The sequence below is a fragment of the Xanthomonas sp. NCPPB 1132 genome, from assembly GCF_056629235.1.
The window spans coordinates 87750-102634 of sequence record NZ_CM152819.1 but is presented as its reverse complement, the minus strand read 5'-3'; the positions used below and the strand labels follow the sequence as shown (position 1 = coordinate 102634).

Annotated in this window: 13 protein-coding genes; 2 read left to right on the top strand and 11 right to left on the bottom strand. The window is 70.6% G+C overall.

Features of this window, described 5'->3' with window-relative positions; genetic code table 11:
• Positions 1-32: 32 nt before the first annotated feature.
• From AC1G9L_RS00470 to AC1G9L_RS00450, 5 genes are all read right to left on the bottom strand, one after another.
• Positions 33-1091 carry a LacI family DNA-binding transcriptional regulator gene (locus tag AC1G9L_RS00470; protein WP_010343057.1) on the bottom strand — a complete coding sequence of 353 codons (1059 nt, stop codon included), beginning with the start codon at positions 1089-1091 and terminating at the stop codon, positions 33-35.
• Positions 1092-1301: 210 nt separating this feature from the next.
• Positions 1302-2585 carry a TRAP transporter large permease gene (locus AC1G9L_RS00465; RefSeq protein WP_209029945.1) on the bottom strand — a complete coding sequence of 428 codons (1284 nt, stop codon included), beginning with the start codon at positions 2583-2585 and terminating at the stop codon, positions 1302-1304.
• Positions 2586-2587: 2 nt separating this feature from the next.
• A complete protein-coding gene (locus tag AC1G9L_RS00460; protein WP_019799830.1) occupies positions 2588-3106 on the bottom strand; it encodes a TRAP transporter small permease in 519 nt (172 codons plus the stop codon).
• A 9-nt stretch (positions 3107-3115) separates the two neighbouring features.
• A complete protein-coding gene (locus AC1G9L_RS00455) occupies positions 3116-4111 on the bottom strand; it encodes a TRAP transporter substrate-binding protein (RefSeq protein WP_481069960.1) in 996 nt (331 codons plus the stop codon).
• Between the two features lie 36 nt (positions 4112-4147).
• Complete coding sequence (locus AC1G9L_RS00450) at positions 4148-4972, bottom strand: 2-keto-4-pentenoate hydratase (RefSeq protein WP_481069959.1); 825 nt, start codon at positions 4970-4972, stop codon at positions 4148-4150.
• A gap of 370 nt (positions 4973-5342) precedes the next feature.
• Between AC1G9L_RS00450 and AC1G9L_RS00445 the strand changes: the two genes are divergently transcribed.
• Complete coding sequence (locus AC1G9L_RS00445; RefSeq protein ID WP_481071222.1) at positions 5343-6356, top strand: alpha/beta hydrolase; 1014 nt, start codon at positions 5343-5345, stop codon at positions 6354-6356.
• Between the two features lie 97 nt (positions 6357-6453).
• Positions 6454-8094 (top strand): carboxylesterase/lipase family protein, encoded by a 1641-nt coding sequence (locus AC1G9L_RS00440; RefSeq protein ID WP_481069957.1) that lies wholly within the window; start codon positions 6454-6456, stop codon positions 8092-8094.
• 40 nt (positions 8095-8134) lie between these two features.
• On the opposite strand, the gene AC1G9L_RS00435 is transcribed toward AC1G9L_RS00440, so the two are convergent.
• The 6 genes from AC1G9L_RS00435 to AC1G9L_RS00410 form a co-directional block, all read right to left on the bottom strand.
• Positions 8135-8662 (bottom strand): hypothetical protein, encoded by a 528-nt coding sequence (locus AC1G9L_RS00435; protein WP_019800930.1) that lies wholly within the window; start codon positions 8660-8662, stop codon positions 8135-8137.
• A gap of 60 nt (positions 8663-8722) precedes the next feature.
• Positions 8723-9904 carry a GGDEF domain-containing protein gene (locus AC1G9L_RS00430; RefSeq protein ID WP_481069956.1) on the bottom strand — a complete coding sequence of 394 codons (1182 nt, stop codon included), beginning with the start codon at positions 9902-9904 and terminating at the stop codon, positions 8723-8725.
• A 202-nt stretch (positions 9905-10106) separates the two neighbouring features.
• Positions 10107-11654 (bottom strand): PepSY-associated TM helix domain-containing protein, encoded by a 1548-nt coding sequence (locus AC1G9L_RS00425; RefSeq protein WP_481069954.1) that lies wholly within the window; start codon positions 11652-11654, stop codon positions 10107-10109.
• A complete protein-coding gene (locus AC1G9L_RS00420) occupies positions 11651-11923 on the bottom strand; it encodes a hypothetical protein (RefSeq protein ID WP_019800440.1) in 273 nt (90 codons plus the stop codon). Before AC1G9L_RS00420 ends, AC1G9L_RS00425 begins: the two co-directional genes overlap by 4 nt.
• The gene (locus tag AC1G9L_RS00415; protein WP_481069953.1) at positions 11913-12203 is read right to left on the bottom strand and encodes a hypothetical protein; all 291 of its coding nucleotides are present in this window, start codon (positions 12201-12203) and stop codon (positions 11913-11915) included. The genes AC1G9L_RS00420 and AC1G9L_RS00415 overlap by 11 nt, the downstream gene beginning before the upstream one ends.
• Entirely contained in the window at positions 12203-14491 is a 2289-nt protein-coding gene (locus AC1G9L_RS00410) for a TonB-dependent receptor domain-containing protein (protein WP_019800896.1), read from the bottom strand. Before AC1G9L_RS00410 ends, AC1G9L_RS00415 begins: the two co-directional genes overlap by 1 nt.
• Positions 14492-14885: the final 394 nt, after the last annotated feature.

The following is a 14885-nucleotide window of genomic DNA, read 5'->3' as shown; positions in this document are numbered from 1 at the left end:
TCGCCGGGCAGTCTACACCGGCCGCGGCGGGCTCAGTCTTCCGGCGGCTGGCAGGAGTCGCGCACGATCAGGTGCGGGCGCACGCTGGCCACCGCCAGCGACGGCGTGCCCTCGGGCTGGATCAGCATCGCCGCGGCGGTGCGGCCGGTGTCGCGGGTGTGCCGACGCACCGAGGTCAGCGACGGCCACAGCCGCGAGGCCAGCGGGCTGTCGTCGTAGCCGATGATCGACAGCTGGCGCGGGATGTTGATGTTGGCGCGCAGCGCGACCTTGTACACGCCGGCGGCCATCTCGTCGTTGCCGGTGAAGATCGCGCTGGGCCGCTGCTTGCCGAGCAGCAGCTTTTCCGCCGCGGCCACGCCCGATTCGAAGGTGTAGCCGGCTTCGACGATGCGCGCCGGCGGCAACTCGATGCCGCGCCGGGTCAGCGCGTCGATGAAGCCGGCGGTGCGCTCGTGGGCGGAGCGGTAGGCGCTGGGGCCGGTGATCAGGGCGATGTCGCGATGGCCCAGCGACAGCAGGTAGTCGGCGGCCTCGGCGGCGCCGTCGCGGTCGTGGGTGACCACCATCTGCGAGGTGTCGTCCAGCGGCAGCGAGGCGATGCGGGTGTAGCGCACGCCGATGCCGGCGAGCATGTCGGCCAGCGCCTGGTCCTCGGAAGCGCGCGGCACCAGGATCACCCCGTGCAGCTTCTGCTGCTGCACGAAGCGGCGCACGCCCTCGATGTAGCCGGGACTGCGGCTGTCGCAGGGGTGCACCACCAGCTCGAAGCTGGAGCCGCGCAGCGCGTCCAGCGCGCCGTACTGCATGTCCACGATGTACTGCGCGGTGGGGTTGTCGTAGACCATGCCGATCAGGAACGAGCGGCGGAACGCCAGCCCGCGCGCCAGCGGGTCCGGCGCGTAGCCGACCTCGCGCATCAGCGCCTCGACCTTCTCGCGGGTGTCTTTGCGCACCAGCGGCGAGTTGTTGATGATCCGCGACACGGTCTTCTTCGACACCCCGGACAGGCGCGCGATGTCGTTGATCGTCGCGGCCTTGCCGTGGGCGGAAGCGGGAGCATCGGCGGGGCGGGGCTTGTTCGGCGCCATGGACGGAAAACCGGACGAAAGAGAGGGGATTCTACTGGGTGTCATGCTCGCTCCAGCGTACGGTCACGGAACCGGCGTAAACGCAGCGCGTCCGCGCCGACCCGACCCGACCTGGCGCCGGTGTCGACGCCAGGCGTCTGCCGTGGCCGGAGCGGCGTGCGTTTCACGCCGGTGGCGCGCCATGACGCGACCCGGCGCCGCCTGCCCGGCTCAGGCGCGCAGCGCGCGCGGCAGCCATAGCGACAGCTCCGGGAAGAACGCCACGATCAGCAGCACGCACAGCGCCGCCAGCCAGAACGGCCAGATGGTGCGCATGCTCTGGGCCACGGTGATCTGCCCGATCGAGGTGCCGATGAACAGCACCGAGCCGACCGGCGGGGTGATCAGGCCGATACCGCCGGCCAGCACCATCACCAGGCCGAAATGGATCGGGTCGATGCCGTAGGCCTTGGCCACCGGCAGGAAGATCGGCGTGCAGATCAGGATCTTCGGCGCCAGGTCCATGAACATGCCCAGCAGCAGCAGCATCACCACGATCATCAGCAGCACCGTGTGCTGGCTGTGGGCGATGGACTGCAGGAAGTGCACCGCCGCCGCCGGCACCTGCAGGTAGGCCAGCAGCCAGCCGAACACCGCCGCGGTGGCGATCACGAACAGGATCACCCCGGTGGTGCGCGCGGCATGCGTCACCGCGCCGAAGAACTCGGCCCAACGCAGCTGCCGGTACAGCAGCGCGGTGACCAGCAACGCGTACACCACCGCGATCGCCGCGCTCTCCACCGCGGTGAAGATGCCGGCGCGGATGCCGACGAAGATCAGCGCGACCAGGCCCAGCCCCGGCAGCGCCCCGACCAGGCGCAGCGCCACCGCGCGCCAGCCCGGGAATGCCTCGGTGCCGTAGCCGCGCGAGCGCGCCACCGCGTAGCCGGTGAGCATCATCGCCGCGGTCATCAACAGCGCAGGGACGATGCCGGCGGCGAACAGGTCGGCGATCGACAGGCCGCCGCCGGCCGCGGCCGAGAACAGGATCAGGTTGTGCGAGGGCGGCACCAGCAGCGCCACCAGCGCCGCGGTCATGCTGACGTTGACCGCGTAGTCGCGGTCGTAGCCGCGGTTGATCATCTGCGGAATCATGGTGCCGCCGACCGCCGAGACGTCGGCGATGGCCGAGCCGGACACGCCGCCGAAGAACAGCGAGGACAGCACGCTGACCTGGCCCAGGCCGCCGCGCATGCGCCCGACCAGCGAGGACGCCAGCGCGATCAGGCGGTCGGAGATGCCGCCGCGCAGCATCAGTTCCCCTGCGAAGATGAACAACGGGATCGCGATCAGCGACGCCGAGCCGCTGCCGGCGGAGATCTGCTGCACCAGCACCACCGCCGGCAGGTCCAGATACAGCAGCGTGGCCAGCGCCGCCGCGCCCAGCGCATACGCCACCGGCACGCCGATCAGCAGCAGCACCACGAACAATCCCAACAGGATGGCAATGGCCATGCTCAGTTCCTCCCCACGGTGGTGCCCGGGCGCAGCACCCGCCAGGCCTGGTACAGCGCGAACACGCTCATCAGCGCGCCGCCGATCGACAGCGGCAGATAGTTGATGCTCTGCGGCATCTGCGCGCCGGCCATCTTGATGTCCAGCCCGTCCAGCAGCAGCACCGCGCCCCACCAGGCGATCACCGCGCCGATCGCCGCCACCAGCAGCGGGCGCAGCAGGTCGATGACGCGGCGCAGGTTGGCGTGCAGCGTTTCGGCCAGCAGGAAGAAGCCGAAATGGCGGCGGGTGTGCACGCCGGCGGCGGCGCCCAGGCTCATCGCCGTGCTCAGCAGCAGCAGCGTCACCGGCTCGGTCCAGCTCGGCGAGTCGTTGAGCACGTAGCGGGTGAACACCTGCCAGCCCTGCACCACCACCAGCCCGAGCAGGGCGGCGGCGGCGATGCCGATGGCGAGGTTGGCGATCCGGTCCAGCAGCCGCTGCAGCGGCGGCACCGGGAGGGCGGGGTCGTGGTCGGTCATCGGCATGGCTCAGGCGAAATCGCGGATGCGGCGGTAGAGGGCTTCGATCTCCGGCTGCTGCCGGTACTCGGTCAGCAGCGGCGCGGCGGCCTTGCGGAAGGCCGGCATGTCGACCTCGTTGATGGCCACGCCGTAGTCGATCACCTGCTGCCGCGCCTGCGCCTCGGAGGCGTCCCACAGCCGGCGCATCACCGTCACCGACTGCCGCGCGGTCTCCAGCACCAGCGCGCGCTCGTCCGGCGCCAGCGCCTCGAAGCTGCGCCTGGACATCACCAGCACGTCCGGCGCGTAGGAGTGATCGCTCTGCGACCAGTAGTGCGCGGCCTCGAAGTGGCGGCTGGACTGGAAACTGCGCATGTTGTTCTCGGCGCCGTCGATCATGTGCGTCTCCATCGCCGAGAAGGTTTCGCCCAGCGACATCGGCGTCGGGTTGGCGCCGAGCATGCGCATCAGCTTGAGGAAGATGTCCGAGTTCGCCACGCGCAGCTTGAGCCCGTGCAGGTCCTTGGGCTGCCGCAGCGGATGCTTGGTGTTGTAGAAGCAGCGCGCGCCGGAGTCGTAGATCGCCAGCCCGACCAGGTCGCGCTGCTCGAAGCTGCGCAGGATGCTGTCGCCGACGTGGCCGTCGATGGCGCGGCGCAGGTGCGCCACCGAGTCGAACACGTACGGCAGGCACAGCGCCTGGGTCAGCGGGAAGGTATTGTTCAGCGCGCCGGAATACACGCGGGTGATGTCGATGGCGCCGAAGCGCGCCATGTCGATCGCCTCCGCCTCGCGGCCGAGCTGGCCGGAGTGGTACTGGCGCAGGCGCAGGCGGCCGCCGGTCTGCTGTTCCAGGGTCTGCCCGAACCAGCGCACCGCCTCCACGGTGGGGTAGTCGGCCACGTGCACGTCGGTGGCGGTGAGCAGGCGGGTGTCGCCGCGCTGCGCCAGCGCGCCCAGGGGCACGCCGGCCGCCGCCGCGGCGGTGATGCCGGCACCGAGGAATCGTCTACGAGTGATCATGCTGCGCCCTCCCGCGCGTCGTGGTCAGCGCGCAGCCTAGGCTGCGACCGCCCTGCAATGCAGTTCGCCGTAGCCATCGAAGCGGATCGTCGCCTGCTGGCCGATGGCGATGTCGTGGATGCCGGTGGCGTTGCCGGTGGCGATCAGCTCGCCGCGGCGCAGCGGCCGCCCGCGCCTGGCCGAGCGCGCCAGCGCGAACGCGAACGCCGCGCGCAGCCCGCCCGGCAGCAGCGTGGCGCCGCCGGTGCCCACGCACTGGCCCTCGATCCAGGTCTCGGCGCGCAGCGCGGTCTCGTCCAGCGTGGTCCAGTCCGGCACCTGCGGCCCCAGCAGCAGGCCGTTGTTGTTGCCGAAATCGGAGATCACCACGCGCGGCCCCAGCTGGTTGATCGTGGCCAGGGGGCTGCTCGCCACCTCGACCCCGACGAACAGCGTCGCCGGCACCTGCGCAGCCTGCTGCGCGGTCCACTGCACCTGGTCGGCGGGCACGTCGGCCTCCAGGCGCAGCACGTACTCGGCCTCGACCGCGCCGAAGCCGCCGTCGAACACCGGGATGTCCGTTGTTCCACCGGTAGCATTCCACAGCGCAGCGGCGAAGATCGGGCCCAGCAGGCGCTCGTCCCCGGAGTGGTCGCGGCGCTCGGGCGCGATGTAGCCGACCTTCCAGCCGACCACGCGGTCCGGCCATTGCGCGATCGCCAGGTCCTGCACGCGATAGGCGGTCTCCAGATCGTCGGGGATGACACCTGGGAAATCGGGCAATGCGCGGCCCTGGCGACGGGCCTGGACGAAGCGGGCCGCGATGTCGGCCAACGCGGGCGGTGGCGTCTGCGACGGGCCGGAAGGAAGGCTCAAGGGCATCTCCGCAAAGAATGTGGGGGATCGGAATTGCTGCGCCGCGCATCGACAGCGCGTTGCGCCGTTGTATATGGTAAACCGGTGTCATTGGCAATGTGCGGTGCGGCAAAGGGCTGGGAATCGGGAATCGGGAATCGGGAATCGGCAACAGCAACAGCAACAGCAACAGCAACAGCAACAGCGATACAGCGTCATGCGTTGGCGCAGGCGGCGCGCACACTGGGGCCATCGTGCCCTCGGCCACGCGCCGCGGGTTTCTTCCATCCACGACGAGATCTCGATGATGTCGGCCCGACTCCTCCCCACCCGCCCACGTCCCGCCGAATCACTGTCCCCATCCTGCGGCAGGCGCCGGCCCCGCTCCGGCATCGCCCTGCTGGCGGCGCTGTGCCTATTGCTGGGCGTCCTCGGCCCGACGGCAGCGGCCGAGCGGCCGGCCAGCGAGAGCGCCGCCGAGGTGGCGGCGCGGTTGCCGCTATGGCCCGGTCCGGCGCCGGGGTCGGCGGCCGGGCCCGAGCAAGCGCACTTGGTCGAGCGCAGCGACGACCCGGCCCTGTCCGATCGCGCGCTCAGCGGCCGCTACCAGCCCTACATGGTGGTGTACCGGCCCAAGCACCCGAACGGCAGCGCGCTGCTGGTGGCGCCTGGCGGCGGCTATGCACGCGTGGTGCTGGACAAGGAAGGCACGGCCTTGGTGCCGATCTTCGCCGAACAGGCCGGCATCACGCTGTTCGTGCTGCGCTACCGTCTGCCCGACGCGGCCGTCGACGGCGCCACGGCGCGCGACCAGCCGCTGGCCGATGCGCAGCGCGCGCTGCGCCTGATCCGCGCGCATGCCGCCGACTATGGGGTGGACCCGCAGCGCATCGGCGCGATCGGCTTCTCCGCTGGCGGCCACGTCGCCGCCAGCCTCGGCACCCGCTACGACGACGTGGTGTATCCGGCGCGCGATGCGATCGACCAGGTCAGCGCGCGCCCGGACTTCCTGTTGTTGCTGTACCCGGTCATCGACATGGGCAGCGGCACCGCGGCGCACACCGGCTCGCGGCTGCGGCTGCTCGGCCGCCACCCGGACGCGGCGACCATGGCCGCCTACTCGCTGCAGAACCGCGTGCACGCCGGCATGCCGCCCACCTTCCTGGTGCAGGCGCAGGACGACCCGGTGGTGTCGGTGGAGAACAGCCTGCTGTTCTACCAGGCGCTGCGCCAGGCGGGGGTGCCGGCCGAGTTGCACCTGTTCGCGCACGGCGGCCATGGCTTCGGTGTCCGCGGTATCGCCGGCCTGCCGCTGGCAGCATGGCCGCAGCTGGCACTGAGCTGGATGCGCAACGTGCAGGACGATCCGCGCGCCCGCGCGCCGATCCCGCCGCCGGCGGGGGGAAAGTGAACCACATGGCCTGCGCGCCGTTGGCTGCCCGGCCAGGCGATCGCGCCGCCACGCCGCACACGCGTCCCCGATCGCCACATCAGGAGTCCGTCCACGCATGACCGCCCGCCCTCGTCTGCCCGCCCCGCATCCCACCGCGCCCGACGACCAGGGCCGGCGCCGCTTCCTGCGCGACGGCGCACTCGGCGCGCTGGCCATCGGTGGCGTGCTGCCCGGCGTCGCGAGCGCATCGGCGCCGACGCCCGCGGCACCGCTGGCACGCACCCGCAGCGGCCGCATCCGCGGCCTGCGCGAGCAGGGCGTGTGCGTGTTCAAGGGCATTCCCTACGGCGCCGACACCGCGCCGCGACGTTTCCAGCCGGCGCTGCAGGAACGGCCCTGGCACGGCGTGCGCGACTGCAGCGCCTACGGCGCATCGGCGCCACAGCGCGGATCCGAGCCGGTCAGCGAGGACTGCCTGTTCCTCAACGTCTGGACGCCCGGCCTGCGCGACGGCGCGAAGCGCCCGATCCTGTTCTACATCCACGGCGGCGCCTACAACAACGGCTCCGGCAGCGACCCGCTGTACGACGGCGTGCGCCTGTGCCAGCGCGGCGACGTGGTGGTGGTCAGCGTCAATCATCGCCTCAACGCCTTCGGCTATCTGTACCTGGCGCCGTTCGGGGGCGAGGCCTATGCCGCCTCGGGCAATGTCGGCCAGCTCGACCTGGTGCAGGCGCTGCAGTGGGTGCGCGCGCATGCGGCCGAGTTCGGCGGCGACGCCGGCAACGTCACCGTGTTCGGCCAGTCCGGCGGCGGCGCCAAGATCGCCACGCTGATGGCGATGCCGGCCGCGCAGGGCCTGTTCCACCGCGCCTGGACCATGAGCGGGCAGCAGGTCACCGCCGCCGGGCCACGTGCCGCCAGCCAGCGCGCGCAGTTGCTGCTGCAGGCCCTGCAGTTGGAACCATCGCAACTGGACGCGCTGCGCACGCTGCCGCTGCAACGCGTGCTCGAGGCCACCCGCATCCGCGATCCATCGCGCGCGGAGGACACCGCGCTGTACCTGGGCCCGGTGCTGGATGCGCAGGTGCTGCACCGCCATCCGTTCTGGCCGGACGCGCCGCCGCAGTCGGCGCGCATCCCGATGGTGATCGGCAACACCCACGACGAGACCCGCGCCTTCCTCGGCCACGATCCGGCCAACTTCGCGCTGACCTGGGACACGCTGCCGGCCAAGCTGGCGCAGGAGCAGTTCGTGGACCTGTCGCCGCAGGTGGTGATCGCCGAGTACCGGCGGCTGTATCCGCACTACACGCCGAGCGAGGTGTTTTTCGCCGCCACCACCGCCGGACGCTCCTGGCGCGGTGCGGTGGAGGAAGCCGAGGCGCGTGCGCGGCAGGGCGCGCCGACCTGGGTCTATCAACTGGACTGGGGCTCGCCGCTGGACGGCGGCAAGTTCGGCGCCTTCCACACCCTGGACATCCCGCTGGTGTTCGACAACATCCGCCAACCCGGATCGCGCACCGGCGATGGCGCCGATGCGCAACGCATGGCCGATGCGATGAGCACAGCGCTGCTGGCCTTCGCCCGCCACGGCGATCCCAACCACGCCGGCCTGCCGCGCTGGGCACCGTATTCGCTGGCGCAGCGCGAAACAATGCTGTTCGATACCGACAGCCGCCTGGCGCACGACCCGCGCGGCGGCGAGCGGCGCCTGTACCAGCAAGTGCCGTTCGTGCAGCGCGGGACGTTGTGAGGCGGCGCGCCGTCCTCCACGGCAGCCGCACGACCGTCTGCTACGAGCCGGAGTACTTCCAGTACAGCCTGGATGTCCGGGTGTCGTAGACCATCACCCCCGCGCCCTTGGTGAACTCGGTCTGCGGACCAAGCTTGCCCGATTCGTCGTAAAAGAAGGTGACCACGAAACGCGAGGACGTTGCCACGGGGAACTTGGGGCAACCTTTTATCAGCGGGGATTCGGGTTCGGCCCACTGTTCCAGCTTGAACTGCCTATCGAGGTCGAAGGGACCGCGCTGCCAATGCCGCAGCGCGGCGGCGGTGGCCCAGTAGGTGTCCGGAATCCTCGCCACATCGACGGCATAGGAATAGAAGAACCCATCGAGGAATCCCACGTCCTCGCAGAATTGCGGTAGCCCGCGCAAGGAGGTGACCTGGGCGAGCCTGCTGCGCTGCAGTTGATCGCGCATCGCGCCGACGGCCTTGTAGTTGTGCCGCATCATGCCGACCATCTGCAACTGCACGATCGCCCCCAAGGGGATCACCAACCACAGCGCGAGTACCCGCAACGGCTTGACCAGACGCATCGATCACCTCGGCGAAGGGCTATGCGCAGCCGCTAGCATTGCATGTCGCGCGAGCCGGGACTACCAACCGGTCTCCTCGGCCAGCACCACCTGGCTGCCGCCGCCGATGCGCGCGCGCTGCAGCAACGCCTCGGCGCGTTGCATCAGCGTGGCCGCAGTATCGGCGGGCGCGGCGAGCAAGGCGCCGACGCTGACGCCGAGCCGTTCGTTGGCCATGTCGGCGTGCGCGATCGCCAGCAGTTCGACCATGTCGCGCAAGGCCGGCGCCACCTGCCGCAGGTGCGCGCCAGTGGCGTCGTACAGCACGAGCGCGAAGCGGTCGGCTTCGATGCGCATGGCCACGTCCATCGGCCGCAGCAGGCATTGCAGCACCTCGGCCACGTCCACCACGGCGCGATCGGCCTCGTGCGCGCCGTAGCGCTGCGCGAAGGCGGCGTATCCATCCAGTTCGACCAGGATCAACGCCAACCCGCGCTGCAGGCGCCGGGTTTCGGCCAGCGCCACCGCCAGGTGCTCCTCGAAGCGGCGGCGATCGCCAAGACCGGTCAGCGCGTCGCGCAAGGCTTCGTCGTCGCGCACGCGGCGCTGCAGAAACCCTTCGCGGCGCGAGTGCTCGCGCAGGTAGCCGCCGACCGCGCCGACCGGCACCGCCGTCCACAGCAGCCACTGCAGGCGCAGGTAGGCATCCCGGGCCGCGCCGTCCAGCAGCAGGTGGCCGGCCGCGGCGCTGATCGCACACAGCAGCAGCGCCACCGCCGCGCTCTGCCACAGCGCCAGGCCCAGCGGAAAGAAACCGGCCACCAGCACCAGGGTCATCACCGCCGCCGCGTAGCGCAGCTCCTGCGGCGGGTAGCCGATGCTCGACAGCACCAGCCCGGTACCGCCGACCAGCAGCAGCAGCGCGGCGCGGCCGGGGCCGTGCGTGTCGGCGCGGTGGATCGCCGCCGCCACCCACAGCAACGCCAGCAGCGTCGCCCCGCGCACCGCGATCGCATAACCCAACAGGCCACCGCCGCCGCGCCAGCCGAAATGCACCGCATCCCAGCCCAGCAGCAGCAGCGCGATCAACACGCCCAGCGAGGCCGCCACGCGCTGCGCGAAGCCCAGCGTGGTGGCGGTGTAATGGCGGTACGCCCGTTCCAGTGGAGGATCGAAACGCAGCGCGGCGAATCCCTTGCGCAGTTGCGCCGCGTAGGCCTCGCCCGGCGGCGTGTCGTGTGGCTCCTGGTAACGCTCGTGCATGCAGTCCCCTGTCGACGGCAGCGCGGCGCGAAGTGCGGAGCGGGTCACATCAGGTCGTGGAACCCGACTCCATTTCGTGCGGACGCTGCGGTGCCCACGTCGAGACCATGAAAAAGCACCGGCGCGCGATTGTCCACTTTCGGGGCGATCGATTGCGTGACAGCGGCACCCTACTGCGCCGCATGGAGCGCACTGTGGCGCCTCAGCGCGGCGGCGGGAACGCCCACACGCTGTGCGGATCGCCGCCCTGCCCACGACGGTACGCCGCGCGCGCCATCTGCCAATAGGCCCAGGCCAATACCAGCGCGCAGGCATCGATCGCCAGCAGGGTGCCGCTGCTCCACGGCGCCACCCAACCGGCGGCGCCGCGCAAGCCGGCCAGCGGTACCAGCGCGGTCAGCACCGCGCAGGCCAGCAGCAGTTCGTAGGCGCCGCGCGCGGTCGGCCGCAGCAGCGCCCAGGCCACGCCGAGCGCGAACACCGCGTAGTACGCGCCGCGCTCCATCCCCGGCGGCAGCAGGCGCGCGGCCACGAACAGCGCCGACACCCCGGCCACGCAGCCCAGGCAGACGCCGGTGGTGAGCCGTGCCATGACGTGGGTACGCAACGGCTGCGCATGCTGCCGGCGCTTGCGCCGCGCTTCCACCCACAGCAGGTTGCCGCTGTAGAACAGGAACGCACCGCCGAGGCCGAGCAGGAAGTACAGCCACTGCAGCGGCCAGCGCCCGTAGTTGCCGAAGTGCAGGGTCTGCAGGCCGCGCAGCGCGGCCACGCCCGGCGACATGGTCTGCGGCGACAGCACCCGCAGCACCTGGCCGTCGGCCGCGCGCAGCGCCACGCCGCCGAGGGTATTGAGCCGGCGCTGGTCCTGGTGGCCGTAGAGCTCCACCTGCGCGTTGGCGTCGCCGGCATCGTGGAAGGACAGGCTCTCCGGCACAAAGCCGGGATTGGCCGCGCGCGCCCGCGCCACCAGCTCGGCCACCGGCAGCATCGGCGCAGGCACATGCGCGGGCTGCACGTGCGGGGCCAGTTCGAAGTCGGGCTGCAGCACCTGCATCAGCTTGCCGTCGAACACCAGATACTGGAACGGCGCCAGCAGCAGCACGCCCAGGGTCAGCACCGCGCCGGACCAGGCAAAGATCACGTGGAACGGCAGCGACAGCATGCCGATGGCGTTGTGCGCGTCCTGCCACAGGCGCTTGACGTTGCGACCGCGGCGCAGCGCGAACAGGTCCTTGAGCAGCACCGGCGCATACAGCACCACGCCGCTGACCAGGGCCAGCCCGTACAGCAGGCAGACCACGCCGAACAGATACGTGCCGAAGGTGCGCGGCAGCCCGGCGGTGAAATGCAGGTCGTACAGGAAATCGACGAAGCCGCTGCGCTGCGGCAGCTGCACCGGTTGCCCATCGGCGCCGGGCTGGAACTGCACCATGCCGCCGAAGGCCTGCTGTGCGGCCGGCCCGAACGCGTACAGCTGCGGCAACGCGCGGCCCTCGCCCGGCAGCATCAGGGTGTAGGACTCGGCCAGCGCCGGATGCCGTGCCAGCACCGCATCGGCCAGCGCCTGCGCGGCCTGTTCCGGCGGCAGCGCAGGCGCCTGCACGTCAGACGGCCGCGGCCACTGCTCCAGGTCGTGGGTGAAGATGTTGATCGCCCCGGCATAGAAGGCGATGAACAAGGCCATGCCGGCGAGCAGGCCCATCCAGCTGTGCGCCGACAGGAACTGGCGCAGGGTCGCGGCCTTCATGGAGTCACCTGCACGAAATGGCTGGCCTTGAGCAGGAACAGCGCCACGTAGCACAGCGCGGTCGCCGCACCCAGCCACAGCCACGCACGCGCGCCGCTGCGGAACACGAAAGCCAGCGACATCGCGCCGACCCACGCCGGGAACACCAGCAACAGCCACGGCAACGTGTGCACCTGCAGATTGCCCGGCCACAGCAGGACGCACAGGCCGATCGCACCCACCGCCAGCGGCAGCCCGAGCACGATCGCCGCCAGCCACCTAGCCCACATCGCCAGCCCCTCGGTGCAATTGCCGCCACGCATCCAGGTACGGCAAGGCCACCGCCGCCAGCATCGTCGCGCTCAATGCGGCGAAGACGCCGGCCCACACGCCCAGCGCGGCGATCGCCGCGCCCAGCGCTGCCACGCACAGCAGCGTGCCGGCCACGCGCAGCGCGCGCGCGTGCCGGCGCCAGGCCGGACGCAGCCGCTGGTGCGCGGTGGCCAGGTAGAACGCCAGCGCCGCCAGCGCGGCGGCCAGCAGATAACCGGCAGTGGCAAAGGCGAGCATCACCAGCGCGCCTCGAAACCGATGCCGACCACGCGCGGCGCGCCCAGGATCGCGACCGGATCGGTGGCCCAGCGGTACTGCAGGTACTGCCGGTCGAGCAGGTTGTTGGCGAAGATCCACGCGCTCCAGTCCAGGTTCTCGTAGCCGAACTTGGCGTTGACCACGGTGCGCGACGCCAGCTGCACGGCGCCGGTGCCGATGTCGGTGTACACGCGGTCGCGGAAGCTGGCATTGAGGTTGGCCAGCCAGCCCTCGGCGAAGCGCCAGTTGGCGCCCAGCGCCGCGGTCCAGTGCGGCGCATAGGCGAACTCGCGGCCGGCGTAGTCGATGACCGAGGCGCCGGCGATGGTGGCGAAGCTGTCGTAGCGGGTGCGCGCATAGCCCAGCGAGCCGTACCAGTCGAAGGCCTCGTTGGGGCGGTGGCTGGCCTCCAGCTCGGCCCCGTACAGATGCGCGCGGCCGGCGTTGACGGTGTTGAAGTCGAAGCTGTTGAGGCCGAAGTAGGCGGTGGTCTGCTTGTCCTTCCAGTCGATGTAATAGGCGTTGGCGTTGAGGGTCAGGCGCCGGTCCAGCCACTGCGAGCGCAGCGCGGCCTCGTAGTTCCAGGTGTATTCCGGGTCGTAGGGGAAGGCCTGGCTGCGCGCGGAGTTGAAGCTGGAGCCGCCGGAGCGGTAGCCGCGCTGCACCACCAGGCTGGCCGACAGGTCCGGGTTCCAGTCGTAGCGCACGCCGAGCTTGGGCAGCAGCGCGTCGAAATCGCGCGTGTTCCAGGCCACCTCGCCGTTGGCCGAGCGCACGATGCCGGCCACGCCCTGGTTGATCGCGACGATAGCCCGATACAACGCGGTGCCGCTGGCGGCGAAGGCGGCCGGATCCGGATAGCGACCGGCGAAGGCGGCGGTGGTGTCGGAGGCCATGGCGTAGCGCTGGCGGTCGTAGCGCAGCCCACCCAGCAGCGAGAACCCGCTGCCCACCTGCCATTGGCCGTCGGCGAACAGCGCGCGGTTGCTGGAGCGGGTCGGGCTGGCGCTGACGTAGTCGACCGGAATCACCGGCAGCGCCTGCGCGTAGCGGGCGGCGATCGCGGTGGCGGTGGCAGCCGGGAAGCCGGCGCTGCGCAGCAGCCCGGCGATGGTGGTAGTCGGCGTGGCGACGTTGTTCAGCAGTTGCGCGTCGTTGTCTTCCACGTGCCGCGCCCAGTACGCGCCGATCAGGCCCTGCACCGCGGCGCCGGCGTAGTGCAGGCGCAGTTCCTGCGAGGCGGTGGTGTCGTCGAGCTGGCGCCGCGCGTAGCCGGCATTGTCCGGGCCATGGTCCATGTCCCACAGGCTGGACGAAGTGACCTTGTTCCAGGCGCTGACCGAGGACAGCGACCAGGCGTCGGAAAGCGCGTAGTCGGCCTGCAGGGTCACGATGTCGCTGTCGCTGCGGGTGCGGTCCGGGGTGTTGTTGGTGGCGTAACGGTGCTCGAGGTAATCGGGCAGGTCGGTGCGCACGTAGGTGTACATGTACGGGCCGGTGCGGTGCGAGCGGGTATAGCCCAGTTGCACTTTCAGCCCGGCGATCGCCGACGGCGTCCACAGCAGCTTGCCGCGGTAGATCGCCGAGACCTGAGCGTCGTCGGCGGCCTGGCGGGTAAGGTTCCAGGTGTAGCCGTCGAAGCTGCGCTGCTCCACCGAGGCGCGGAACGCCAGTTCGTCGGCGACGATCGGGCCGCCGATCGCGCCGGCCAGGCTGCGGTCGGACGGGTCGGAGGCCAGTACCCGCAGCTTGCCCTGCCAGTCCATGGTCGGCTCGGCGGTGCGCAGGACGATCGCGCCGGCCAGGGCGTTCTCGCCCTGCAGGGTGGACTGCGGGCCGCGCAGGACTTCCACCTGCTGCAGGTCCCACAGGCTCAGCGGCGCCCAGCTGATCGCTTTCCATGGCAGGGCGGCGCCGTCCAGATAGATGGTGGCCAGCGGTGCATCGCTGCCGCCATCGATGTTGCGGATGCCGCGGATGCTGAAGCCGGCATCGCCGTAGGTCTGGGCCATGTTGGCGGTGCGGTTGAACACCTCGTAGGCGTTCTGCAGGTTCTCCTGCTCGATGCGCGCTTCGGTGGTGACGGCGACCGAGCTGGTGGTGTCCTGCACGCTGCGGCCGCTTTTCTCGCCGGTGACGACGATCTGGTCGAGGGTGGTGGGATCGGGGGGAGGCGCGGCCTCACCGCCTGCGGCGCGCGTTGTGGGCGCCCAGCCCAGCAGGATGGAGACGACAGACAAGGACACCACCGATCGCGCGACGCGCATGCACCACTCCCCCCGAAAAACGCACGGATGAAGGCATGGCGGCGGCTGTGCCCGGCTGCCGGACCCGGCAGCGCTGGGCGCGGACTTTAGCAGAGCGGGGGCGGGGGCGCTATGGGATTTGGGATGGGTGGCGGGTTTGTTTTGGGCTCTTGGGCTCTTGGGCTCTTGGGCTCTTGGGCTCTTGGCGTCGTAGGCGTCGTAGGCGTCGTAGGCGTCGTAGGAGCGGCTTCAGCCGCGACCGGGCTCTACCGTGAAATCGCGGTCGCGGCTGAAGCCGCTCCTACGGCTCACTTCATCTGATACATCAGTTAGAAGCAAAGGCTTTCGCCCTTGCGGGCGAGTTACTTTTCTTTGCTCGCGCAAAGAAAAGGTAACCAAAAGAAAGCGCGCCCTG

What these genes read in the sequence shown, in the direction of transcription:
- AC1G9L_RS00470 (WP_010343057.1), bottom strand. Translation starts at nt 1,091, where the DNA reads ATGGCGCCGAACAAGCCCCGCCCCGCCGATGCTCCCGCTTCCGCCCAC.
- AC1G9L_RS00465 (WP_209029945.1), bottom strand. Translation starts at nt 2,585, where the DNA reads ATGGCCATTGCCATCCTGTTGGGATTGTTCGTGGTGCTGCTGCTGATC.
- AC1G9L_RS00460 (WP_019799830.1), bottom strand. Translation starts at nt 3,106, where the DNA reads ATGACCGACCACGACCCCGCCCTCCCGGTGCCGCCGCTGCAGCGGCTG.
- AC1G9L_RS00455 (WP_481069960.1), bottom strand. Translation starts at nt 4,111, where the DNA reads ATGATCACTCGTAGACGATTCCTCGGTGCCGGCATCACCGCCGCGGCG.
- AC1G9L_RS00450 (WP_481069959.1), bottom strand. Translation starts at nt 4,972, where the DNA reads ATGCCCTTGAGCCTTCCTTCCGGCCCGTCGCAGACGCCACCGCCCGCG.
- AC1G9L_RS00440 (WP_481069957.1), top strand. Translation starts at nt 6,454, where the DNA reads ATGACCGCCCGCCCTCGTCTGCCCGCCCCGCATCCCACCGCGCCCGAC.
- AC1G9L_RS00435 (WP_019800930.1), bottom strand. Translation starts at nt 8,662, where the DNA reads ATGCGTCTGGTCAAGCCGTTGCGGGTACTCGCGCTGTGGTTGGTGATC.
- AC1G9L_RS00430 (WP_481069956.1), bottom strand. Translation starts at nt 9,904, where the DNA reads ATGCACGAGCGTTACCAGGAGCCACACGACACGCCGCCGGGCGAGGCC.
- AC1G9L_RS00425 (WP_481069954.1), bottom strand. Translation starts at nt 11,654, where the DNA reads ATGAAGGCCGCGACCCTGCGCCAGTTCCTGTCGGCGCACAGCTGGATG.
- AC1G9L_RS00420 (WP_019800440.1), bottom strand. Translation starts at nt 11,923, where the DNA reads ATGTGGGCTAGGTGGCTGGCGGCGATCGTGCTCGGGCTGCCGCTGGCG.
- AC1G9L_RS00415 (WP_481069953.1), bottom strand. Translation starts at nt 12,203, where the DNA reads ATGCTCGCCTTTGCCACTGCCGGTTATCTGCTGGCCGCCGCGCTGGCG.
- AC1G9L_RS00410 (WP_019800896.1), bottom strand. Translation starts at nt 14,491, where the DNA reads ATGCGCGTCGCGCGATCGGTGGTGTCCTTGTCTGTCGTCTCCATCCTG.